18 protein-coding genes, 2 pseudogenes and 1 riboswitch are annotated in these 24,843 nt (G+C 40.9%); of the genes and pseudogenes, 12 read left to right on the top strand and 8 right to left on the bottom strand.

From position 1 onward, the window contains the following. Positions 1-50 precede the first annotated feature (50 nt). The 3 genes from HYD28_01910 to HYD28_01900 all read right to left on the bottom strand — a co-directional run bounded on the left by HYD28_01910 (position 51) and on the right by HYD28_01900 (position 2,969). On the bottom strand, positions 51-548 hold the full coding sequence (locus tag HYD28_01910) for a YbaN family protein (protein ID QLE07829.1): 498 nt from the start codon (positions 546-548) through the stop codon (positions 51-53). Positions 549-1,058: 510 nt separating this feature from the next. Then, positions 1,059-2,378 (bottom strand): carbohydrate porin, encoded by a 1,320-nt coding sequence (locus HYD28_01905; GenBank protein QLE07828.1) that lies wholly within the window; start codon positions 2,376-2,378, stop codon positions 1,059-1,061. A gap of 105 nt (positions 2,379-2,483) precedes the next feature. Next, entirely contained in the window at positions 2,484-2,969 is a 486-nt protein-coding gene (locus HYD28_01900; protein ID QLE07827.1) for a MarR family transcriptional regulator, read from the bottom strand. A 328-nt stretch (positions 2,970-3,297) separates the two neighbouring features. Here HYD28_01900 and HYD28_01895 point away from each other — a divergent pair, with 328 nt between their 5' ends. From HYD28_01895 to HYD28_01875, 5 genes are all read left to right on the top strand, one after another. Then, on the top strand, positions 3,298-4,149 hold the full coding sequence (locus HYD28_01895; GenBank protein QLE07826.1) for a D-hexose-6-phosphate mutarotase: 852 nt from the start codon (positions 3,298-3,300) through the stop codon (positions 4,147-4,149). Between the two features lie 68 nt (positions 4,150-4,217). Continuing rightward, positions 4,218-4,751: a PH domain-containing protein gene (locus HYD28_01890; GenBank protein QLE07825.1), complete on the top strand. Its 534-nt coding sequence runs from the start codon at positions 4,218-4,220 to the stop codon at positions 4,749-4,751. Next, positions 4,744-6,276: a PH domain-containing protein gene (locus HYD28_01885; GenBank protein ID QLE07824.1), complete on the top strand. Its 1,533-nt coding sequence runs from the start codon at positions 4,744-4,746 to the stop codon at positions 6,274-6,276. The genes HYD28_01890 and HYD28_01885 overlap by 8 nt, the downstream gene beginning before the upstream one ends. Positions 6,277-6,354: 78 nt before the next feature. Further along, a complete protein-coding gene (locus tag HYD28_01880) occupies positions 6,355-6,597 on the top strand; it encodes a hypothetical protein (protein ID QLE07823.1) in 243 nt (80 codons plus the stop codon). 85 nt (positions 6,598-6,682) lie between these two features. Continuing rightward, positions 6,683-9,505 carry a hypothetical protein gene (locus HYD28_01875; GenBank protein ID QLE07822.1) on the top strand — a complete coding sequence of 941 codons (2,823 nt, stop codon included), beginning with the start codon at positions 6,683-6,685 and terminating at the stop codon, positions 9,503-9,505. Position 9,506: 1 nt separating this feature from the next. On the opposite strand, the pseudogene HYD28_01870 reads toward HYD28_01875, so the two are convergent. Next, a pseudogene (locus HYD28_01870) lies at positions 9,507-10,644 on the bottom strand (hypothetical protein). Between the two features lie 271 nt (positions 10,645-10,915). Here HYD28_01870 and HYD28_01865 point away from each other — a divergent pair. After that, positions 10,916-11,530, top strand: a complete 615-nt coding sequence (locus HYD28_01865; GenBank protein QLE07821.1) for a hypothetical protein — start codon at positions 10,916-10,918, stop codon at positions 11,528-11,530. 53 nt (positions 11,531-11,583) lie between these two features. On the opposite strand, the gene HYD28_01860 is transcribed toward HYD28_01865, so the two are convergent. Beyond that, positions 11,584-14,094 (bottom strand): zinc-dependent metalloprotease, encoded by a 2,511-nt coding sequence (locus HYD28_01860; GenBank protein QLE07820.1) that lies wholly within the window; start codon positions 14,092-14,094, stop codon positions 11,584-11,586. Positions 14,095-14,359: 265 nt separating this feature from the next. Here HYD28_01860 and HYD28_01855 point away from each other — a divergent pair, with 265 nt between their 5' ends. From HYD28_01855 to HYD28_01835, 5 genes and pseudogenes are all read left to right on the top strand, one after another. Beyond that, positions 14,360-15,532, top strand: coding sequence for an efflux RND transporter periplasmic adaptor subunit (locus tag HYD28_01855; protein ID QLE07819.1), 1,173 nt, complete (start codon positions 14,360-14,362; stop codon positions 15,530-15,532). A 9-nt stretch (positions 15,533-15,541) separates the two neighbouring features. Continuing rightward, positions 15,542-18,680, top strand: a pseudogene (locus HYD28_01850) (efflux RND transporter permease subunit). A 135-nt stretch (positions 18,681-18,815) separates the two neighbouring features. After that, positions 18,816-18,899: riboswitch (cyclic di-GMP riboswitch) on the top strand. A 105-nt stretch (positions 18,900-19,004) separates the two neighbouring features. Beyond that, positions 19,005-19,574, top strand: a complete 570-nt coding sequence (locus HYD28_01845) for a chitin-binding protein (protein ID QLE07818.1) — start codon at positions 19,005-19,007, stop codon at positions 19,572-19,574. A 290-nt stretch (positions 19,575-19,864) separates the two neighbouring features. After that, complete coding sequence (locus HYD28_01840) at positions 19,865-21,943, top strand: S9 family peptidase (protein ID QLE07817.1); 2,079 nt, start codon at positions 19,865-19,867, stop codon at positions 21,941-21,943. A gap of 67 nt (positions 21,944-22,010) precedes the next feature. After that, positions 22,011-22,412: a hypothetical protein gene (locus tag HYD28_01835; protein ID QLE07816.1), complete on the top strand. Its 402-nt coding sequence runs from the start codon at positions 22,011-22,013 to the stop codon at positions 22,410-22,412. A gap of 58 nt (positions 22,413-22,470) precedes the next feature. On the opposite strand, the gene HYD28_01830 is transcribed toward HYD28_01835, so the two are convergent. Beyond that, positions 22,471-22,944: a DNA starvation/stationary phase protection protein gene (locus HYD28_01830; protein QLE07815.1), complete on the bottom strand. Its 474-nt coding sequence runs from the start codon at positions 22,942-22,944 to the stop codon at positions 22,471-22,473. 364 nt (positions 22,945-23,308) lie between these two features. Here HYD28_01830 and HYD28_01825 point away from each other — a divergent pair, with 364 nt between their 5' ends. Beyond that, a complete protein-coding gene (locus HYD28_01825; GenBank protein ID QLE07814.1) occupies positions 23,309-23,518 on the top strand; it encodes a hypothetical protein in 210 nt (69 codons plus the stop codon). A 4-nt stretch (positions 23,519-23,522) separates the two neighbouring features. On the opposite strand, the gene HYD28_01820 is transcribed toward HYD28_01825, so the two are convergent. Together HYD28_01820 and HYD28_01815 are read right to left on the bottom strand one after the other, a co-directional pair. Beyond that, the gene (locus tag HYD28_01820) at positions 23,523-24,128 is read right to left on the bottom strand and encodes an alpha/beta hydrolase (GenBank protein QLE07813.1); all 606 of its coding nucleotides are present in this window, start codon (positions 24,126-24,128) and stop codon (positions 23,523-23,525) included. Positions 24,129-24,136: 8 nt separating this feature from the next. Then, the gene (locus HYD28_01815) at positions 24,137-24,673 is read right to left on the bottom strand and encodes a YaeQ family protein (GenBank protein ID QLE07812.1); all 537 of its coding nucleotides are present in this window, start codon (positions 24,671-24,673) and stop codon (positions 24,137-24,139) included. Between the last annotated feature and the right edge of the window lie 170 nt (positions 24,674-24,843).

The raw sequence follows: 24,843 nt of genomic DNA, 5'->3' as shown, positions 1-24,843 counted from the left end.
ATTTGCATTACCAATAACAAGCGTGTTTACGTTCTTTACATTTCTTTGTTTTAGAAATGAATAGCGAGATAAGCAACTACAGCAAGTTGCGAACTGAGAAAACAGGCAAGCAGCATTAAACCGGTGTGTGTAGTCAGTTTAACTTGTAAGAGTGTTGATTTTTTTGGTGCAGAGGGGCGATTAATTAAATAGGCTAACACGCTCAATTCAATTACTGCCACTAAGTACATCACCCAAATTGGTGCGGCACTTTGTAGTAAAAAAGCATACCCGATAGCCATACCAAAACCAGCTAAGAACTTAGCACGAGTAGGAACAACCTTATGTTCTTGCCAAAACCTCAGAGGCTGGCCGTACTTTGGATGGTGTAGCAGCCAGGCAGAGAGCTTAGGTGATGAGCGGGTAAAGCACGCCAATGCTAGTATAAAAAAGATAGTTGTAGGCATCACAGGTAATGCAATACCTATGATACCTAAACCCACCATCAATAACCCGAGTAATTGATAGCAGCCATTTTTATAGGCGGTAAACGCCGCTTTCACATTCATCAATAAAGTTGGGCCTGATAAAACTTAAATCGTTGCAGTGCTTGCTCGGCACCCTCTAACAAAGTGGCTTGTTGCTGTTCACAGAGCTCAAGGCTATCAATAAGATGACTTAGTTGACAGCCTTTAGAGTATTCACTGGCTTAGCAAGGTAGCGTGCACCACGTTGATTATTTAACTTTAGCTCAGCTTCAACTTGTTTGCCTAATGTAGCTGCAGAAAATTGTGATCCTTCAATTACATACAGCTTTTGTCAATAAAACATGTTTAGAATGGCGCAATATAATAATGATTTACATTTATATAGCCAGAAAAACGTGCTTGCAAAGGTACAGAACGGACCTGAAATATGAGCATAGTGGCTATCAAGGAGTAAGGTATAAATTAAGCTAGTTATTACTCAATCTAAGAAGATCGTGAAATTATTGTGAGTTTTTGAGTAAAGTAAAGAAAGGCAAGGAGAACATCTCCTTGCCCCTAAATAGCTCGCTAAATTAAGCGGGTATATTACTATTAGAAATAATAACCTATATTGATATTGAAGCGGGTTTCAGTCTCATCGCTGTCGCCAGCAATTGAACCACCAACGAATGGTTGGTTTTTCGCTTGTACAAAATCAAAGTAAGTGAATAAGCCGCCTGCAGCAACAGATACACCGGTTACATTCATCCATGTATCTTCGCTGTTGTCTGACTTGTCATAAATAATGCCGTAGTCATTGTAAAACTGTAGGTTTGTTACCGGACCCCATTCTACAGGAAGGCTGTAAGCGATATTAGCATTAGTCATGGTCGCTTCTGCGGCAATACTATCGTAAAACGCATAAGCACCCACGGCCATACGGTCGACGTTGTCGATATCGTAGTTATATTCACCATGCTGAAGTTGGAAATTCCATGGACCAATTGTGCTGTTTAAGTGCACAGCCCAAGCGTAGTAGTCGCCAGCTTTATCTTCACCATCATGTAAGCCGCCAGATAAGGCTGAAACACCTAGCTCGGTGGTGCCGCCATCATGCTCAAAGTGATAACCATAACGACCAGAGAAGGTGTTGTACTCACCAATCGCATTGGTTGGTTCGGCGTATACACCTTCACCTGCAGAGCGGAAACCCACTACGTCGTATGAGTAACGGTCGCTTCTGTCGTCCACATAGCCGTCAACGCCACCTAGTTCATCATTTTTGAAAAAGCCAAGGTCAATTTGCCAGTTGTCAGCAATTTTGCGTTTGAATAGCACACCCAGGTCATGGTCATCTTCAAGACCAATATAATAAGTGGTGCCAAAGAAGTAGTTGTGTGAGTTATAAGGCCAGTTACCAAAAGGCACTTTGGTAATACCTGCCTGCACCTGCCAGTCTTCGGCAAAGTCATAGGCTGCATAGGCATACTTAACTGCGGTCATGTAATCGAAAAAACGGATCTCAGCGTTAAGCTGTACATCACCGACATCGCCTGCAAAATTTAGCCTGAAAATGTCAAAATCGAAGTCACCACCGCGGTTTTTATTGCCATCGTTATACGACGTATGGCTGAAGTTGGTACGTACAGCCCCACCGACTTTAATGCCAGATTCTTTTTTAGGTGCTTCTACGGCCGCTGTTTGCTGCTCAAGTTGCTTTTGTTGTTTTGCTACTTGTGCATCAATCTGCGCTTGTTTCTCGGCTTGTTGCTGCGATTTTGCTTCGGCAGCATCTAGTTTGCTTTGCAGTTGCTGCATTTGCTGTTTCAGTAATTGCAGTTGTTCTTGAAGGTCATCAATTTCAGATGCCTGACTAAGACTTGAAGTTGTGCCCAAGGCTATAGCAAGGGCTAACTTTGATAGTTTAAGCATGAATTTTCGCTAGTGTTGGAATGGGTACTGTTAAGAATAGTTGATATTCAGGCTGAACCCAAGCCTAGACACAGAAAATTAATATTAATCAATCAGTTTTAATTTTTACTGTGCTTCTAATGTCTTGGTGATTGCGCCAACCTCAAGCAGCGGTGAAGCATCGAGTTGATCTGCATCCATCATTGCAGCAATGCGTTGCATTGATGATAGTAGTAAACTTTGCTCCCACTCTTCTAGTGCTGAGAACTTTTCGATGAAGTGCTCTTGCAATGGCTGAGGTGCTTGCTCTAGTAGCTGTTCTCCCGCTTCTGTTAGATGCAAACTAACTCGACGCTTGTCTAATTGGCTACGCACACGAGTGATCAGATTACGGTTTTCTATACGATCTAATATATTGGTAACCGTAGCCGGGCTTAAGTTTACATTTTGTGCGATGCGGCTGGCGGTAATACCATCGGTTTGTGCAACCTCATTCATGATAAGTAATTGTGGGCCGGTTAGGCCTGAGGTTTTGTTGAGCTGTTTTGAATGAAGGTCGATGGCTCTGATCACTTTACGCAGCGACACTAATAACTCGTCATACTTTTGCATGTTTCTGTCTCTTAAAAAAGGCGGCATGAGGCAACCGCAATCGCGAAATATTACACATCTAATAAATTGAGTTCAAATAAATAATAACTATGTAGCTTATAATTTTCGGCGATAATGCTTATTATCGTGTTTGGTGATTAATTAGAGTAGAAATTAAAAGGTAAAGTTTAAAAATTAGATGGAGTAATTGTTGTTAATACTTAAAATGCTACTCGAGGTGACATCATCACTTTGTAGTAAAACAATTCATACAAATAACTAAATATTATTTACTAATAGCCACTGCATTGGGTATGGTGGATTTTTCTTTCATTAAATGGGACGAATTATGAAGTTATCGCCATCAGTTACGATTGAGCAAAGTGAAACCGGGCTTGAATTTATTAAAGTTGCTAGTGAGTTTTGTAGCGCAACTATTTTTCTGCAAGGTGCGCAGATCACTGAGTTCACGCCAACCGATAAAAAGCCATTATTATGGGTCTCTGAACTAGAAGATTACCAAGAAGGCAAAGGTGTGCGAGGTGGTATTCCGATTTGTTGGCCATGGTTCGGAGTAAGCCAACATGAAGGCTGGCCTGCTCATGGTGTTGCTCGCACAAGTTTGTGGCGCGCAGAAGAAGTGAAAGAGCAAGACGATTCTATTTATATCAGTTTGTCGCTGCCGATGACGCAAGTTGATGAAAAGTATTGGCCTTATAAAACTAAGTTGTTAGCTGAGTTTATATTAACCTCTAGTTTAGAACTGCGTTTAACAACCACTAACTTAGATAACCAAACTGTACAGTTTACTCAAGCACTGCACACGTATTTCCCAACACCTGCAATTGAAGAAACTAAAGTAGATGGTTTGCAAGGTGCGAAATACATTGAATTTGCTGAAGGTCCATTTGAGCAGAATGAATTAGTGTCGTTCGCTCGTGAAACAGACATGGTTTACACCGAAGCGAAAGATACTCAGCGTATCATCACACCTGATGGCATTATTGAAGTGGGACGCGAAAACTCAACATCGTGTGTGCTTTGGAATCCTTGGATTGATAAATCAAAACGCCTTTCTAATTTTGCTGATGACGAATACCACGTAATGCTGTGTTTAGAAGCGGCTAATGTCCTTGATGACAGTGTTGAACTTGCACCTGGAGCAAGCCACACACTTGCAACAAAACTACGCTGGGTATAATTTATAACATATAACAACTCAGTGTTAGCACGTAAGGCCGGCACCGCTGGCCTTTACAAGGAATTACCGTGTTTAGTAATCAACAAATAGAAACCCTTCCAAAGCATCAAACTATTCAATTCCAACCACTTGCAGATAATGCGATATGGCATGTACAACTAAATTGGTTGCTGTTTTATGTGCCTCTCATGGCTGTGATTATAGCTGTACGGCATTTTAATCCAGCCGTTAGCGAAGCTATTGCTACACCTTGGCTGCTGGTTTTGCCATTGCTGGTAATCCTATCAATGGTTTACAACCTCTACAGTATACGCGCCAAAGGAGTTGCAGTAAGAGAGCACGATATCGCTTTTAAGCGAGGTTTAATTTGGCAACAAATCACCTTATTACCTATTTCTCGCGTGCAACACACCGAAATTCATCGCGGTCCAATTGAACGAAAGTTAGGCTTGGCAACACTTAGACTCTACAGTGCCGGTGGCATGAGTGCTGATTTACATATCAGTGGTTTAACTGACGAACAATGTAATGATGTCCGACAGTTCGTGCAAAGTTATGGTGATAATACAACAACTCAAGATAATGAGCTTGCCGATGAGTAATCAACAATGGCAACGCGTGTCGCCATGGGCACTACTGTATTTTATTGTTCATTTTGCACTGCGCTTTATAAAAGATGGCTTACTTAACTTACTGCCAATTTTAGTGTTATTTGTCACGCAAGTTGAGCAAAAGCTGTTTTGGGGGCAAATAGCAGTTGCCGCAGCCTCTGTAGTTTTAGTGCTGTATGCCTTTGCTTATTACCGTAATTTTAAATACCGAATTACTGATGACAACGAAATACTGCTAAATAAAGGAGTGTTTAAAAAAGAGCGATTAACCTTAAAGTTTGCTCGAGTGCAAAACGTAAATATTGCTGAGCCTTTTTATTTTCAGCCGGTTAATTTAGTTAATTGTATTTTTGATGCAGCTGGGAGTAGTGCTCAAGAAGCTGTGATCCCGGGAGTAAAGCTTAGCTATGCCGAGCAAGTGCGCGAACAAGTCATGGCATTTAAAGCTCAGTTACAACAAGAAGATCTGCAGCCTATTGAGCAGAGTGAAGCAACAGACAAGCAGCAAAGCTTAACGATCAGCAATGGTGAAATTGCTAAATTTGGTTTGATGTCGAACATGGCAATTTTAGCATTGGCTGCACTTGCCCCATTTATGAATGTGATTTTTGAGTATCTCGAAAAAACCATTATAAATCGCCTAGAGGCCATACTGAATGAGCAAGCTGCCTTTGTTGGTAGTGCTGCTGCAATAGCCGTGTTAATTATGGTCATCACAATTGTTTTGTGTGCCATTTTACTGTCTGTTGTTATGGCTTTAGTGCGCTTTTTTAATTTTCAGCTCTATTTTCAGGATGATAAATTTAAGCGTGTAGCTGGTTTATTTGAGCGTCAGCAACTCTCGATAAGTGTTTCGAAAATTCAAAGTGTGCAAATTAAACAAAATATTATTGCTCGGCTACTTAATCGCTTTACCTTAATTTGCCCACAAGTGAGTAGTGGCGGTATGGCCGCAGGGGTTGCCGCACATAAAAGTAAACAAACTTTAGTAATGCCGGTATTAACTAAAGAGCAAATACAAGTTGTGTGTCGTTGGTTATTTCCTTGGTTTGTTGATTTAACGGCGCTTAACTTTATTAAGCCTGAGCGGGCTTTACTTTATAAAAATACGCTTTTATATGTTATGTTGCCAACCATACTTTCAGCACTAATTCTCAATAGCTTATTTGATGCTGCTACGATGCTTTGGAGTGTTGCGGTTGGACTAACTTTGATGCTCGGTGTGTTTTTAAGTTATCAAAAAACCGGTATGGCAATGTATCAACACGACGGTCGTTTCTTCGCTGTATTTAAAACGGGCATGTTGGGTGTTCAATATCGTGTTTTTGAAATCTACAAAGCGCAAAGCGTCACAACAACTAGTACTTACTTAATGCGAAGATCGCAGCTTAAGAGCTTGTATATACAACTGGCTTCTGGTTCAGTATCAATGCCTTACTTAAAAGCTGAGTTGGCTGAGCGGTTTACTGATTTTGCGCTATATGAAATCGAAGGTGTCGAGCGTAACTGGCTCTAAATGAAAATAATTATCAATACCGTTGATTCGTATTGTTATTGAGGTATACTAACGCAACGTTAATAACTACGGTGCTCAATGATTTATTTTCTACCTATTTTAGCTATTTCAGGTGTTGTTGCCTTACTGTGTTATGCACGTTCTCAGCAAGAGTGTAAAGGCTTGTGTGTGAGTGTCGCTGTTACAGTAATAGCGTTACTTGTAACCGCGGCTTTAGTCATCGCGGGGATCGGTGCATTAAGAAGCAGCCTGATGTTTGCCGTGACTATTTTTATTATTTATCAATTGTTAGACTTGGTTCGCCCGATTAAAATCGAGTAATTTCTTACACTTTTTAACTTCAGCCTTTTAAAAAAGCATCGCATACTAATTCTTAAATTAAGCAACTTGCTAATCAAGGATTGTGATGAAAAAAGCTCTGTTATCAGTGGCGTTACTTGCCGCTGGCCATGCCTCAAGCCAAGAGACTTGGCAAACTATTCATACTGAACACTTTAACGTGCATTTTAGTACTGAGAATCAACAATGGGCACGCTCTGCTGCTACAGAGCTTGAAATTGTTCGCGATAAGGTATTAAAGCAGCAAAACCGTGCCCTTGATGAAGTAGTCGATGTGCTGGTTTTCGACCCGTTTAATGCTTCTAATGGGTTCGCTTTGCCGGTGACGAATAAGCCTTTAATGGCCTTGTTTACAACGCCTCCGCAATCTGACACCGTGATTTCTAACACCGATAGCTGGCAGCAGTTATTGATTTTGCACGAATATATTCATTTAGTGCACCTTGCTCAACCGACTCGTAGCGATTTGCGCCAAGCTATTCGCGATAGTTGGGATATTTATGATTTAATCGAAAGTGACATGCCGCGCTGGGCTGCAGAAGGATATGCAACCTTACTTGAGTCGAAAATGACAGGCCGAGGCCGTTTATACGATAATCTATCAGAGGCAATACTAGTTGAATTTGCACAGCAGGGTGCATTGCCCCGATATAGCCAGTTAAATAGTACCGAAGGGGGTTTTTTAGCTGGCTCAATGGCTTATTTAATAGGCTCTCGCTTTCTTGCTTGGCTTGAAGAGAATCATTCACCGCAAACCCTTGATGCAGTTTGGACGCGTATGCAAGCAGTTAAATCGCGTGATTTTAATGAAGCCTTCAGCGGTGTATTTGGTAATTCTCCTGAGCGTCTCTATCGTCGTTTTATTGCCGAGTATACCTATAAAGCAATGGCTAAAGAAGTAAGTGAGCAAGCACTTACAAGCAAGCTTTGGTTAGAGCTTGAATTATATGCTTCGAACCCTGTTTTAAGTTTAGATAACAGTAAGCTTGCCATCGTTGAGCGAAACAAAGATGGTGAAACGCGTTTAGTTATTTACAGTACTGGTGACAATCAACAGGCTGCCGATGATTTTGCAAAGCAGCAACAAGCGTTACTTGATGATGATCCCGTCGATATTGCTGATCAAGCCCCCAGTGTTTTTAAGCGTAAGCAAAAACACGTGCTTCACCAAATTAATAGGCGGGGTATAAAAAACCCGCAGTGGTTAGATGAAAATACACTGTTTTTCACAGCCACAACAACCGTTGCTAAAGGCTCTATTCAAGGTATTTCTGATCTATACCGCTATGATATCGACACAGGAAAAGTGAGCGCATTGACGCATCATGCAGGGCTTCGCCGCTTTAGTATCAGTGATAACGGGCAAACTGTTTATGCTGAGCAAACTAAGCATGGCTTCTCAGAGCTAGTGCGCCTTGACCTCAATACGGGTGTCGCTACGCCTTTATTTGAGAAAAGCCTAGAAACGGTTTATGACTACCCATTACTAAGCCCTAATAAAACTCAACTTGCTTATTTAAAAGCGACATTGAATGCCAATTGGCAGTTGTATATACAAGATGTGAGCTCTCAGCAATCACTCGCTGTGCCTATGCCCGCAGGCTATCAATATGTGTCACAACCTAATTGGCAAGCAGATGGCAAAGGGATTTATTTTGTCGCGGGTAAAAATAAAGCTCTCGATTTGTATCATTATGATCTTAATAGCAATTCACTACGCCAATTAACACAAGGCCAAGAAGCTGTTGCGCACCCAATGGCAATGCATAATGGTGAACTTTTGTATTTATCGATCACTGCACAAGGGCCGAATATCAAGCATTTTGCTGAGCAACCACAAGGATTAGAGGTTGTTGAATTTGCTAAAAGTGCAGCGCCACCGCGAGGACAGGTAACGAGCGAAGTATTACCTGAGGCGAAAATCTACCCGCAAAGCCCAACTGAGCCAATCAATTATGATATATGGCAGCAAAAACCAACCTTTTCGTTGGCATCTCAGTATTATTCGGCTTCATCATCGCTTCTTACCCTTGGCCTGAAAAGTAGTGATTTCTTGAAACAGCTCGATTTACAAGCCGGCTATAGTGCTGATTTACATGACAAAGCACTAGAAGGGATGTTCGCGGCCGCTAAGTATTCTGCGTTTGATTTAAAATTTAAAGCGCTGCTATTTGATTACGACCTCGAATCAGCAAAACAGTACCATTCACAAACGTCGCTGAACATAAGTAATACAGGGGCACATTTTGCCATGAGCTACCCGTTGCAGTTTCAGCAGCTCAGTATTACACCGAGTTTGAGCTATAACTACAGTGATTTTAGTAAAGGTGATGATCAATGGTTAAAGTTTGGACTTGAACAAAAATGGCAACATGACAGACAACGATATGGTTTTGCTCAGTCTGTAAGTGCCGAGTGGCTATCCGGTGATGCTGACTCGAATAATTGGCAGGGCTATAACTTTGCCACAGTATTGAGCGGTTATGCCTTTGATATTCCTGTTTATGTTAATTTTGCTCAGCAATATCGCGATGACAGTAACCTTACGCTTGGAGGATATGAGTCAAACTTAATTAATAAAGACACGCAAAGCGGCTTTGTTGTTGCCCCTGAGCTTCCGTTTATTAGCCAATTAGGTAACCGCTATAAAGGCTATGGCGGGGGTATTAGTTACAAAGATTCATTACCTTGGCTTTACTACCAACAGCATCAAGTCGATAACCGAGTTTATGCACAAAGTTACGGGCTAAAATGGCGAGGAGACTTTAGCTTTGGTATGGGGCCTGCAGGTTTGAACGATGTAAACCTTGATTTTGGCGTCGCCCGGGTAGAAGGCGACGACTTTGAAAATGATTTACGGGCTTGGCTAAGCTTCTATTACTCGTTATAGCCTAGTGTTGGTCTTTTAAGGCGAAAAGCTTGGCGTGGTATAGCGCTAGCTTTTCGTCTTTATTTTCTATCTCAATGGCTTTTTCTAGCCATTCTTTACTGCTTTGTTCATTTCCTTGCTGATAACTAATAATCGCTAACTCTATATAGGGTTCAGATAAATAAGGGGCTAATGCAATCGCGTCTTCGAGCTGTTGTTTTGCCTTGTAAAGCTTACCATTGTTACGGGCGTTAATTGCCGTTGCCAGTAACTCGAATGGATCTTGTTCAAGCATCGCTAACTGTGAATTGAGTTGCTCTGCCAAAACCTGATCATTAAGTTGCTCGGCCAGAAACTGCGTAATTATGTAGTAAATTCGTATCGCTAAAGCCATACTGCATTGCTGTTTGATAAATATGTTTTGCTCCAGCTAAATCACCCGATTGGCGATGTAATACGGCAGCTAGATTATAAAGTGATGCAGCATTTGGGGTGTATTCATTGGCTTTTAATATATAGCTGTAGCTTAAATCGAATTGTTGCAAGGCCAATGCTTTTGCAGCCAAGTTGCTGTAATAACGGCTAATTAAGTCTTTTAACTCAGCTCGGCCAGAGTAAAAACTGCCGCGAGCAGGAAAGTAATCAATGACAGTACCTGGCGGCACCAAGTAATTATCGTCCTCATTTAAAGGGGCGTAGACTTTGGTGCGAAAGTGCCCTGACACATACACTATGTTATTTTGTTTGCTATAAACAGGCTCACTTGAGACCGCTTGAAAGCCCGTTTGAAGTCCTGCTAGTTGAGCATATGCATGGGTCAAAATTGCCAAGCTAATACAGTTACCTTGATGACCTTGAAGAGTCTGCTGGGCATTGAGTGTGGCACTAAAGTAATTAAAATTGGTGAGCTTCTTTTCTAAATAGTGATAAAGGATTTGGTCATCTCTAAAATCACCACCTTGACGTTTGGTAAAATAATCAAGAAAACGTTTTTGCTCATCCGCAGGGAGTGTAAATAGCTCAGGGTCGCTTAGTTCAACTTGAGTAAAATGTGCGGCGTTGAGTAAGCTGCCCACACTAGGCGGTGGCGTAGGTTGTTTCGTACTCTTACATCCAACTAAAAAGGCACTCAAAACAAGTGCATATAAAACTGACTTCATGGCTTTACCCTATTGAGTGCTATTTAATCAATTTACCCAGTTAACTTTGATTATTCAAGTTAGTAATTAGTGTCATCAGTTCTAAACAGCCTGTATGGATATCTTGCCAATAGACTGTTGTTTATTTTTTATTCTTAATTGCATTCTAATATTCTCTCATTACAATGCCGCACTCTTTTAAATTGCTTAAAAAACAAATGTTTACCTTGATTTTATGGGCGATTTATAAACTGCTAACTTATTAACTAAATTGTAACGAGAGAGGTCTGTTTTGGCGCACTTTTTGCCGATTATTTCATGCTTTATTTTGGCGTTTAGCTTTTATCCGCTTTTAAATAAGATCCGTAAAAATCGCAGTGTGTCGGGCGTTTCGCTGTTAATGATGAGCTTTGGTGTCGCGCAAAGCTTGTATTTCATCACCTTTAACCTGTATTTCCAGCGTTTTTACATGGCCATGCCGTTTGTTGTAACAGGCATGCTAAGTGGTGTGATTCTTTATTACTTTGTTCGTTACAATGCTGCGCGAAAGCAACGTATGCAACTAGCCGGGTTATTAGCCATGTCGGTCGTGCCTTTTAGTTTGTTGCTTAACCCTCATTATGAAACAGCAACGGTGCTGAACTGGCTAACCTATGTGGGTTTAGTGATGAGCTCTATTCGTGTTATGCCGCAAACTTATAAAACCATCAAAAGCGGTAATATTAGTAATTTAAGTGCTCGTTATTTTAGTCTGCAATTTGTTGCAGGTAGCTGCGGCCTCGCTGCCGAGCTTTCAATGGCCACACCGAGCGTGTCTCACATACTGACCTTTGTAATGATTTTACTAACTAATGCCGCTCAATTAGGTTGTATTCAGTATTATAAATCGCGCCCAGCAATGGCTTAAATTACCTAAAAACAAAAGGCTGCCAATTGGCAGCCTTTTTTGTGTTGTTTTACTTATGCTTCGAGGGCTTTACTAATTAAGCGATCGATATATTGCTTATGCGCTTTTGCTGCGGTGTCTGCACCCCATGGCACGCTCATATCAGCAATTTGATTTAACTGATAAAGCGCGGCAGCTTTGGCTAGGTTGTCGTGCTTACTCGCTTTACCTAAACCAGCAATCGCGATTAGCTGATTCACATATTCAACTTGTAGATTGTGACTTAGAGTATTTGCTTTTTTGCTATCTACAAAAATGCTTGCCGTTAAGTCATTCATAAATTGATTAAGTGAGTACTCGTTGCCATACATTGCACTGTCTGAAATTCGCAGCATTACAGCCGGGTGTAATAACTGAGCTAGTACCAGCTTTTGCATGCCTAAAATCATGCCATGTGGTTTAGGGTCTTCATTTTTACCGTAATGATTAAAACCACGACGTTGCTGTAGCAGGTAGTTATAAAGCGGTTGCATGTTAGCAAGTACATTGGGCGAGAATACTTTGTCGGCTAACACTTGCATTGCATGTTGCTGGCGCTCAAGTGGCACTGGCGTAAATGGTGCGCCATTTTTGTCATCGCCCACCACATTACGTTCTACATAAACACCACCAATTTGACGAGATACTACGCCGGCTTGTGTTCTGTAGCTTCTAAATAAAATGTTCGCGGAGGTAACAAGCTGTTGGTATGACTCACCATTAACAGTGGCTTTGTCTTTAAGCTCAGTAAATAACTTATTGATAAGCTCCATGCGATCATCAGCATAAGCGGCAGGATTAGATGACATATCACCAATCATTACACGTGGGTCGATATGGCGGCCTGGGGCACGCATATCATCAGCATCATTACCAAAAGCTAAAGCATGCTCTGACGAGCGAGCGAGAATTTTTTCAAGACGCTGCTGCTCAGCGGCTTTATCAGCTAAAGCTTGGCTATAGCCATATTCAATTGCCCAATCATCATAAGGGCCTGGTTTTGTTTGGAAGATATCACCTTGCTGCATGCCAATAGGGGCGATATTTGCTGGGGCATAGTCCATAACTGACCCCGTTACGATACCTTGCGTTTTACTCTTATCGTGAACTTCTTTTTCATCCCACAAGATAGATGATTTCATATTGTGGTTAAGACCAAGGGTATGGCCCACTTCGTGTAAAACGAGCTGAGTTAAACCTTGACGTAAAATCTCTTTGTCTTCAATGCTTGCACCTGTGCCTAAGCCTTTTGCAAGTAACATGTTTTCTTGAATGCTGTGACCTAGTGAGCAATGTAATTCTGTGCTGCTTTGGCTAGTTTCAAGCGTGGCTGCACCTTGGGTATATAAGGTGTCGTACATCCAACGGTTTTTCATGAAAACATACTCTAACATGATGTCAGAACCTAAGATCTCACCAGTTAATGGGTTTGCAAGAGCAGGACCATAACCGCCAAATGGTGGGCGTGGTGATGCAGTCCAACGTAATACGTTGTAGTTAATATCGCCTGCATCCCAATCAGCGTCATCAGGTTGAACTTTTACTTCAATGGCGTTTTTAAAGCCCGCTTTTTCAAATGAGCTATTCCACGCGAGCACTGCATCACGAATAGTGTCTCGCCACTCAACTGGCGTGGTATTTTCAATCCACCAAGTAATAGGTTTAACTGGCTCAGAAAGTGCCGCTGTTGGGTCTTTCTTTTGTAAGTCCCAGCGTTTGATTACATCTTCATAAGGTGCCCAATCAGCGGATGTCATATTGTCGAATTCGTTAGTGAAATAACCAATACGCGCGTCATCTTGGCGAGCTTGATAATCATTTTTTGGTAACGCGACAAATGAATGCTGTACTTTAATTGAAACATTACGAGGATCGCTTACGGCGTTTGAACCTCGTACTGTTGGGTTGGCATTAGAAAATACGTAATCAACCACAACATCTAGATTATTTGGATAAGGTCGTTGCTTAACAATTCGTGATTTTTTGTCATCTAATTTACCAAGTTTAAAGCGTTTGCTTGCATTTTTATCTTTTGGGTTCGACCAAGGTGACACTTTATGAAGTGCTTCACTTAAAAATAGCTTATCAACATTAAATGCGATTTTACCATCTTCTTCTTTTTCAATTTTGATACTAGCAAGTACAGCTTCGCTAATATTGGCATCAGCAGATCGTGCTAGGGCAGAGCTTTCATCAAATTTATAGCGTGGCGTTTTGCTAATAATGTCGATACGGTCAAAATACTTACGAAACTCAATGAGCTTTGTCTCGCGGTATGCCCCTCTGAAGTGACCTGCATCAGTAACACCATCGACCGTGTGAGCAAAATACACAAACGGGGTATCTAGTTGTGATTGGTCGATCACCATTAAGTTGTCGCCCGTTTTCGCATCTTGGTAAATGCTGAAAACACCAGCAAACTCGCTTTTATCTTTGATCATTTCAGCCAGCGTCTTTGGCTTTTTTTCTTCTTTTTTAGCTTCGGCTGCGTGGCCATTCATGGCAAGTGCTAGGCTTAGTGCCAGCGCAATGTTTGTTATTTTCATTGTTAACTCGTTCCTTTAATTATTTCTCAATCAAGTTTAATGAATTAACTCTTTGATAAAAGGTCATTTGTTAACAAGTGTGAAAGTATGGTTGTAAGTTTTTGATATTTCTTTTGTTTTGTTTGTAACAAATTGTTCTTAAGTCATTTTTCTGATTTATATTTTTTATTTAACCGTTTTTGTAACAGTTCCTTACAAATGTCGCATTAATGTTTCTGTCAGCTTTGGTATGATAGAGCCAGTTAAAATATTATAGGTGTAAGTTATGCGCACAAGTTTATTAAAATGGATCTTACCATTTGTTGCATTAATTGTTGGTGTTGCTGGTTTTATGGCAATCAACGCTATTGCTCAAGAGCCTAAAGACAAGGATGTAGTTGATGTGCGTCCTTTGGTGCAGGTTGAGCCAGTAGCAAGCGATGATCATCAAGTGATCATTAACAGTTACGGCGAAGTTAAACCGCTAGAAAGTACTTTGATTGCCTCGCAAGTGGCAGGTGAAGTAACGAGCTGGCATCCAAACTTTGTTGCTGGTGGTATCGTAGCTCGCGGTGAAGTGTTATTCACCATCGAAAAAGATAACTACGAAGCGGCTGTACTACAAGCTGAAGCAGCACTTGCCAGTGCTCAAGCGGCACTGATTGAAGAGCAAGCACAAGCTAAAGTAGCAGAAGATGAAGCAAGACGTTACCCAGAACGTGAGCGCACTGACTTATTCCTACGTAAACCTCAAGTGTTAAGCGCGCAAGCCGCTGTTAAATCAGCGCAAGCTGCATTAAAACGTGCCGAGCGTGACCTTGCTCGCTGCGAAGTGAAAGCACCTTATGATGCACTTGTGATTAGCCGTGAAATAGGTGTCGGTCAATACATTAATGTGGGCAGCCAAGTTGCTGAAATTAATAATATTGAAAGCGCAGAAATCATCGTACCAATCGCTGGTTTCGATAGTGTATTTTTACCAAAACGCTTAAAAGGCGTAAAAGCGACCATTATCAATAAAGGATTAAACAGCTTTACTCGTGAAGCTGAAATTGATCGTGACTTAGGTGTTGTTGATAACGCGACTCGTATGAGCAACCTAGTAGTTCGTGTTGATGACCCATATGGCTTAAAGCACGACGTGCAACCAATTAAATTTGGTTCTTACGTACAAGTTAACTTTGCTGGTGCAACATTACAAAACATCTACCGTTTACCGCAGTCTTTGGTGAACAACCAAACAGTGTGGATTGTTAACGATGAGAATAAACTTGAACCACGCAAAGTAACCGTAGTACGTGAAGAAGGTGAGTACTTTTATATTAGTGATGGCCTTGAAGTGAATGACCAGTTGGTTCTTACTTTACCTGAGTATCCTCAAGAGGGTATGGAAGTGAAGATTGCTGGTATGAAAGAAATGACAAGCGATGCAGAAACTGCAGCGGTTGAAAAGCTTTAAGGTAGCATTATGACTGATACAAACACAGAAAAACAGTCTGGCCTTATTGCCTATTTTGCCAATAACTCGGTCGCTGCGAACTTAATGATGGTGTTTATCATCATCATGGGGATTATTAGTTATTTCACTATTCAACGCCAGATGTTCCCGAATGTTGAAATTAACTATATTGAAGTACAGGCCAATTATCCGGGTGCTTCGCCACAGGAAATTGAAGAAAGTATTCTGATCAAAATTGAAGAGTCACTAAAAGACGTTACCGAGATTAAGCGTGGTGTATATCGCTCGTTTCGAAATAGTGGCCGTGCGAGTTTAGAGATCAACACTGACGCAGAACTTACTGATGTTCTCGATAAAGTGAAACTACGTGTAGACAGTATTGCTACTTTCCCTGCGGGAATGGAGCCTGTCACCATCAGCCAGGTTGAATTTCGCCAGGACGTGATCGGTATGACGCTCGTTGGTGATATTCCGCTTACTGAGCTAAAGCCAGTTGCAAACAGAATTGAAGATGAATTACTGCAATTATCAAATGTATCACTTGTACAAAATGATGTACCACTCGATGAAATTGCGATAGAAATCGATCCTGACTCTCTGCGTCAATACAACCTTACACTGAGTGATGTGGCCAGTGCTGTGCGTCGTTACTCTGCTAATATTTCAGCAGGTCAATTACGTACTGACGCAGGTATTATCTCGGTGCGCGTTGAAAACCAATATTATAACGGTGATGAGTTTCCGCCAGATCCCAGTAAAAATTGGTGCTAATGGCGCTAAAGTGCTGTTAAACGATATTGCTGTAATCAAAGACCAATTCATTGAAGGTGAGCGTTACTTTAAATTTAATGGTGAAAATGCCGTTTATTTATCAGTAAAAGCAACCAAAGAACAAAATATGATCCCGGTTGCTGATTCGGTTAAAGCGTTTATCGAACAAAAGAATAAAGAGTTACCAGCGGGTCTACGTCTAGAGCCATTAATGGACATGACCTACTACCTTAACGCACGTTTAGACATGATGAAAACCAACCTAATTCAAGGTGCTATCTTGGTTGCCATTATGTTGTCTATCTTTTTACGCTTTAAGCTAGCACTTTGGGTAATGATTGGTTTACCTGTGTGTTTCTTAGGTGCAATGATGATGATGCCATTATTTGGTATCAGTATTAATATCGTGTCGTTATTTGCCTTTATTATGGTACTCGGGATCGTGGTCGACGATGCCATAGTAATAGGAGAGAGCGCCTATACCGAAATTGAGAAAAAAGGCGGTGGTGTTGTGAACGTGGTAAATGGCGCAAAGCGTGTTGCTACCCCGGCAACATTTGGTGTTTTAACAACAATTGCCGTGTTCGCACCATTTACATTATCAAGTGGACCAGAGAGCGCATTCTTCTTCGGTATCGCGGTTGTGGTAATTTTGTGCCTAATATTTAGTTTGATTGAATCGAAACTTATTTTACCCGCTCACATTGCTCATACTAAGTTTCCACCAATTAACCCCAATAGCTGGCGAGCTCGTTTTAACAAACGTTTCTTTAGCTTTGTTAATGGTCCATATAAACGTTTTATTGAGCTTTGTGTAGAGTGGCGTTGGTTTGTTCTATTTGCATTTATCGGTTTATTGATTTTGACGTTTGGCTTAATTTCATCAAACCAAGTGCGAGTGGTGCCAACACCAAAAGTACCTCATGACTTCCCGCAAATTCGCCTAGAAATGAATGAAAATGCATCTGATATACAAACAATCAATGCTATTCGTGACATAGAAGCCATGGTGCAAAAAGTAGATCAAGAGACAGAGCGAGAATTTGGTCAAAAGCTTATTCGCGATATCTTAGTGTTCAACCAAGGTCGTACTGAAGCACAGTTACTTGCTCCGCTGGTAGACGAAGATTTGCGTCCGTACAACGCGTTTGAATTATCTCGTCGTTGGCGTGAACAAATGCCAAGTATCCCTGGCGTGAAATCACTGCAAATTTACGATGACGTGAATGGTGGTGGTATGGATGGTGAGTTTGGTTACTTACTGTACGGCCCAGATATCGATACCTTAAATGATGCTGGTCGTCGTTTTATCCAACTATTACAACAGCAAAAAGGCTTGTTTGATATTAGTTCGACCATCGATCCGGCGAGCAAAGAAGTACAATTAAGCTTAAAACCTGTGGCATACGATCTAGGTTTAGACCTTGCCAACATTGCTAACCAAGTAGGCGCAAGCTTCTATGGTGGTGAAGCACAACGTGTTATTCGTCGCGGCGAAGAAGTGCGTGTCATGGTTCGTTACCCTAAACTAACCCGTGAAGCGTTTGCATCATTAAAGCATGCCGTGATTACAACGCCTGCCGGCCAAGAGGTGATGCTAGGTGATGTTGTTGAACTGAACGAAAAACCTGGTATTAGCTATATTCGCCGTGAAGGTGGCTATCGTACTGTGTATATCTACGGCAGTATCGATGAAGAAGCGATTGAACCGGGTGAAGTTGTTAAGCAAGTTGATGAGAACTTATTACCGCAGTTAAAAGAAGAATACCCATCAGTTAAAACTGAGCTAGGTGGTTCTATTGAAGAACAACAAGCGCAAGCTAACGAGCAAATCATGTTCTTCATAGGCGGTATGATTTTAGTGTATATCTTGCTTGCAGTGCCGCTTAAAAGCTATTCACAACCTCTTATTGTTATGTCGGTTATTCCATTTAGCTTAACTGGTGCTATTTGGGGCCACTTCTGGTTTGGCTTAGATATTAGCTTGATGTCAGGCTTTGGCTTGATTGCTGCAGCGGGTGTTGTAATTAATGACTCGTTAGTTATGACCGACTTTGTGAACCAAGCACGCCGCGAAGGTATTTCAACTCGCCAAGCGGTTATTGAAGCAGGTTGTGCGCGTTTTAGGGCAATCACCCTGACTTCAATTACAACCTTTGCCGGTGTCTTACCAATTATGTTCGAAACTAGTCTGCAAGCTAAATTTGTAATTCCGATGGCTGTCGCACTTGGTTTTGCGGTTATGTTTGCAACTCTAATCACTTTAGTACTAGTACCTTGTTTGTATATTGTTATGAGTGATATAGGTAATGGCTTCTTGAATATATTCCGTGCAGGCCACAGAGTAGTGACCAGAAGAAATCTAGCAAGAGATTAAAAGTCTCATCAGTTTAAAAGCCAACCAAGCGGTTGGCTTTTTTGTATCTCATGCATTTCTAGTAACTATTTGCTATATAAGATGTTTGGTTACATTCTTTTGTTTGATTTGTGATTCGGTCACGATTATACTCAATCTTGTTTTTGGCAAACTAACTGAAAGGTTAGGACGCAAAGTTTCCGGTCTAAGGTTTTATACTATGATAGCGGGGCCGCTGATAAGCACATAATCTAGTGCTTTGGTTCACTTGCCTCAAACTAAAAGTATTTTTTGTTCGGTTGTTGGATAATACCTATTAGTTGTTCTTAGGGTGATATTTTGTTTATGCATACGTCAATGGCCTCCGGGAAGTGGTTGCCGATTGGTTGCTTGAATCATCATACCCAACTGTTTGTTGGTGATAGGGTGATTGTGACCTTTTATGACATGCAAGGAGAGCTAGTCGATTTATCATTCGAATACCCGATCAGCAGTGCCGATCAGGGTGAGCCTCATAATTGGCCACGTTCTGTTGCTGAGCATATAAACGTGCATATTCCGCTAGTAAAAGCGGGCAAAATGACTGAACAAGGTTTAGTGGTTGCGTACCGTTCAAACCAAATTTATGCCCTTGAAGGCTCGGGCATTACGCATGTGAAAGTGGCGTTTAATTGCATCGCAAAATGTAAAGAGCGAGTGCAAGATAGTCTACAAGATTACGACTATGTATACCCACAAGCATGCAGCGATTACAGTGCGGGTGTTAAAGTTCTACAGCCCAAAACAGGCCATATTTATATGTGTAAACCATGGCCATTTAGCGAGTTTTGTCGTGTTAAAGATTCACACAATCCGCTATTTGAACCGGGTGTAGGAAAAAGCTGGGCTATGGCTTGGCAACAAGTATCGCATTAGCAAGTAGCGCATTAAAAGTTTCCCCCTAAATGCTATTTTAGCATTGCTTAGCCCACTCAATTTGAGTGGGCTTTTTTAATACCAACCCGCAATAATACTTAATCATTTTGAGGGATTAAACCTGCCGCTAACTGCGTTAAAAATTTCTCATTTAGAACAACTAAATAACGAAATTTTTGCCTTGTTATCAACGAGGTTTTATTGCCTCAAAATAGACTACTTAATTAAGCTGATTGGTATAATTCTGTGATAAACTGCCAGCAATTCGTTTTTTATTTTGGTTTTTTCTTGTGTCGTCAAATTCGTATTCTTTGTCTTTATTAGCGCACCCTCCTGTTGCAAAAAAACAGCCACACCAATTAACTACTCACCAACTGACGCGCACCGATAATTATTATTGGATGCGTGATGATGAGCGTGAAAATACAGATGTATTAGCGCATTTAAATGCTGAAAATGACTATTGCGATAAGCAACTAGCCGACATAAAACCACTTCGTGAGCAGTTATTCAATGAGTTAAAAGGCCGTATTGTAAAAGATGACAACACGGTACCCGTGAAAGATGGCAAATATTGGTATCACTCAGAAGTACGTGGCGATGATGAATATGCACGTCATTATCGCAGCAGTTCAATTGAAGCGCGTGATAAGCAGTTATTGTTAGATGTAAACCAATTAGCCGCTGACTACGAATTTTATGAACTAGGCGAGGTTGCAATTAGCCCAGACGAGCAGCTACTTGCCTATTCTGAAGATACTGAGGGCCGCCGTATTTATACTGTGCGTTTTAAAAATATCGCCAGTGGTGAAATGTTTAGCGATGTTCTCGAAAATACCGAAGGTCAAGTGGTGTGGGCTAATGATAATAAAACAGTTTTTTATGTGAAAAAGGACCTACAAACCCTGTTGGGTTTTCAAGTTTACCGCCATGTTTTAGGTACGCCACAAGCAAATGACGTACTTGTATACGAAGAGCAAGATAAAAGCTTCTTTATGGGACTAGGAAAAAGCCGTGATGAAAGCCTAATTATTATTGATCTTGCGACCACAGAAACAAATGATATGTGGGTGCTTGACGCTAATAACCCAGAGCGTGAATTCAGCGCATTAATGCCACGCGAAGAAGGCCATGAATTTGATGTCGATAAACTGGGTGATACCTTCTATATTGTGACGAACTGGCAAGCGAAAAACTTTCGCTTAATGACTGCAACGCAAAGCACTATTGCCGATAAAACGCGTTGGCAAGAGCATACTCCACATCGTGAAAACGTGTTGTTAGAAGGGGTCGAGATTTTTGATAATTTCCTTATTCTTACAGAACGAGAGCTAGGTCAAACACGTTTTGTGGTGGTCAATCAGCATGCTCAGCGCTTAACGTTAGAGTTTGATGACCCTTGTTATTATGCTGCAATTGCAATGAACCCTGAGCCGAATGTGAGCTCTGCACGTATTTATTATTCAAGCTTAACAACACCGGGCTCTTTGTATGATGTTGATTTAAAAACAGGAAACAAAACCTTATTAAAACAACAGCAAGTGCTTGGGGATTTTAACCCAGAGCATTATCGCTCAGAACGTTTAATGGTTAGAGCAAGAGATGGTGAGCAAGTGCCAGTGTCATTGGTTTACCGTATTGATCAATTTAATAAAAATGGCACGAACCCGCTGTTACAGTATGGCTATGGTGCCTACGGTATTACCATTGATCCTAGCTTTTCAAGTAGCTCATTAAGCTTACTAGACCGTGGCTTTGTTTATGCGATTGCCCATATTCGTGGTGGAGAAATGCTAGGTCGCCATTGGTATGAGCAAGGAAAGAAGCAACATAAGCAAAATAGCTTTAGTGACTTTATTGATGTTACTCGTACGCTTACTGAGCAAGGCTATGCACACCCGCATAAAGTATTTGCATCGGGCGGTAGTGCTGGTGGTTTGCTAATGGGAGCTGTGGTCAACCAAGCGCCTGAGCTTTATTTAGGGATAGGTTGCCATGTGCCATTTTTAGATGTGTTAACCACTATGCTTGATGAGAGTATTCCACTTACAACGAATGAGTATGACGAGTGGGGGAATCCAAATGACCCGGCGTTTTATGATGTGATTAAAGCCTATTCGCCCTACGATAATATCGAGTCCCAGGCTTATCCTAATATTCTCGTCACCACCGGATTCCATGACTCTCAAGTACAATATTGGGAGCCAATGAAGTGGGTCGCAAAGCTGCGTGAATTTAAAACCGATGACAACATCTTGGTGTTCAAAACCGACATGGATGCAGGTCATGGTGGTGCATCGGGACGCTTTAAAAGTCTTGAAGAAAAGGCATTAGAAATGGCATTTTTTATTGCTTTATTACCAAATTAAGACTTAGATAAATAAGTGAATAGATGCTATAAGCATAAAACTTAAGTTGTATTTCAAAGGGGTGAGCATGTTTAAAGCCCATGGTGATTGGCGTTATTTTGTTGAGCCGCCGGTGATTTATGTGGAAATTAGTGGCAGCTTTAACAAAGAAGCTGTTGCTTCATTTAGTATCGAAGTTGGTCAAGAAATCATGAAATACCCTGAACATTCAATTCAGTATGCCGTGGTTAATTTGGAGCAATTTGAATTAGCGACTGCTGATAGTATTGAGATTGCAAGGGCTTACTTTCAGGCCGTAAAAGCGCGGGGTTACAAACGTGTTGACTATATTAAAGCAAATATTATTGCTCGCAATTTGTTAGAAACCGTTTGGTCAGGTGTAGAGATGGATATTAATTTTCACCCAGATGCTGAAAGCTTTTTTCAAGCAAGACCCGAGTACGATAATTTAAGAAAGTGGTTAAAGTAATACCTTCTGAATATAAAAAAGCCCTCATTTGAGGGCTTTTTCGTGTCAATTCAGAATATTAATCAAGGTAAGCTTTTAGCATCCAAACAAGTTTCTCTTGTTCTTTGATGTAATCTCCCATTAATGATGCTGTACCTTCGTCGTCTGCATCACCTGCTTGTGCTAAGATTTCACGCTGCATTTGGATAAGCGTGCTGTAACCTGCTAATAGATTTTCTACTGCAGCAGTGCCTTCAGTGATGTTTTTTGCTTCACTAATCTTGCTATCTTCGATGTACTCAGAGAATGCATGTACAGGTGTACCACCTAAAGTTAAAATACGCTCTGCAATTTCATCTACTTTCTCAAGTAGTAAGTTATAAATTTCTTCAAATTTAAGGTGTAATTCAAAAAAGTTACGACCTTTGATATTCCAATGAAAGCCGCGTGCGTTCATATATTGAATTTGGTAGCAGCTTAGTAAAGAGTTTAGTGAATTTACGATGTCTTCACTTTTTGCGCTGTTTAAACCAATTGCATTTACCTGTGACATAGATTGCTCCTTAAAAAACCGTTAAGTGTTAACTTGCTAGTGCTTGACGTTAAGTATTAGTCATCTTGATTAATCTGTAAAATGGTTTAATTCGAACACAGTGATAGGTTTTAACTATCAAAGGTTTGTTTTGTCCATTTATGCACTATCAACATAACTTTGAATTACTTTTATATAGACTTGGGGCAACTGAGCAAAAAATCTACCTTATTTAATAAATATCCAAAAATTAGGCAGAAAGTATGATCTAAAACAAGGTTTGCATCTGCTTACAAACACGCTGATTTAGAATTTGATTTGGGTCAAAAAATCAACGAACCAGAAGCGCATAATGACTTTACCGCATTTAACCAGGAGAAGAAAAATGGACGGTAAAACAGTTAAAGAAAGCAAAGCTGAAATAGTTGTTGTAGTGATTGCATTACTTGCATTTGTTATCGGTTTGGTAGGTCATCTAGCTGGGGCTAGCTTCGCAAACTTTGATACCTTTGGCTACATTGCTGCACCTGTGCCACTGATCTTAGGGATCATCGTTTTAATCTCATATAAAGTGGCTGCAAGTGCTGAAGATTAAAGTATCACTCACTTTGATTTATAAGCTTAATAATGTAATCCATCACTTGGCGTGAGTAGATCATACTGGTGTGACTTAAATGAAACACCTTGTGTTCTGCCATGCCATGGAGCTTAGTTTCATCCATCAACACCGTACCATCAGAGATACTACCTTTGGCAATAAGCGGCATTAGACCTATTGGTAAATCGCCTGCAATACTATAAAGCTTGGCATCAAACGGCCAATCCCCATTCTCTGATAATAAAAATTCCACACTGTTTTTTAACAGCATTTCAAAGCCCTTTTGCTGCATTTGCTTAGCAATATGACTGCCTTTATGCGGGGTGCCTAAGGTGATCACCTTTTCGACATGGCGACTTTGAAGAGAATTGGCCTCTAAGTAAGCGCGAGCAACCAAGCCGCCCATAGAATGGCAAACTAAGGCGGTCGGCTTACCACCGATAAAGCGATCAATCTTATCGAAAATTGCCGCTCTATCGGGAGAGAGCGTGTTATAGGTCAAATTGAGTATTTTTAAACCTGACTTTTCAAGGCGCGCGCACAGTGGACGCATCACAAAGCCCGACATATAAAGTCCGTGTAATACTACAACCTGCCTAATTGCCATCGCATTCCTTACATTAACTGTTGCGGTTTAATTTCGATATTTGCTGTATCTGAGCTAACCCATACTTCGCCATCTTGAACTGTGATGGTGAGCTTAATATTGCGATCGGCTAACTCTGCTAATGCCTGAGTAGCAGCATAATCGAGACTAAAAATACTCAAGTTTTTAAAATCATACAACTTAGGCTGATGTTTTTGCCACCAAATTGCTTGGTTATTTTCACCGTAAGTATACAAAATAACTTGCTTGGCTTTATTGCAGGCTTTTTTCAAGCGCTTTTCGTCAGGTAGTCCAAGCTCAATCCATAATTCAATTTCTTCGCTGTAGTTAATGTGCCAAAGCTCAGGCTCGTCATCTGCGCATAAACCTTTCGTAAACTCTAATCCTTCACGAGCATTAAGTGCAAAAGCTAACAAGCGGATCATCAAGCGTTGTTCGGTTTCTGATGGGTGTTGTGCCAGTGTTAAATTGAAATCTTGATAAATGTGGCGGTCCATATCGCTTAGCGATAATTGCGCTTTAATAATGGTTGATTTAAGAGCCATAATTGCTTACTTGAAAAAATTTGCGTCATTATAGCGCAATTAATCTTACCGACACTTAAATATCTCCAGCGAAACTCTAGGTTAATCCTTATTTATTATCACAAGCGGTATTCGTAAACCCAAATTACTTCGGTGACATTTTAGTCACATTTACTTTGCTAACGTCTAAA

Origin of the sequence: Pseudoalteromonas shioyasakiensis (assembly GCA_013391845.1) — a bacterium.
Classification (GTDB): domain Bacteria; phylum Pseudomonadota; class Gammaproteobacteria; order Enterobacterales; family Alteromonadaceae; genus Pseudoalteromonas; species Pseudoalteromonas apostichopi.
The sequence above is the reverse complement of the archived record's forward strand: the minus strand, read 5'-3'. Positions and strand labels throughout refer to the sequence as shown.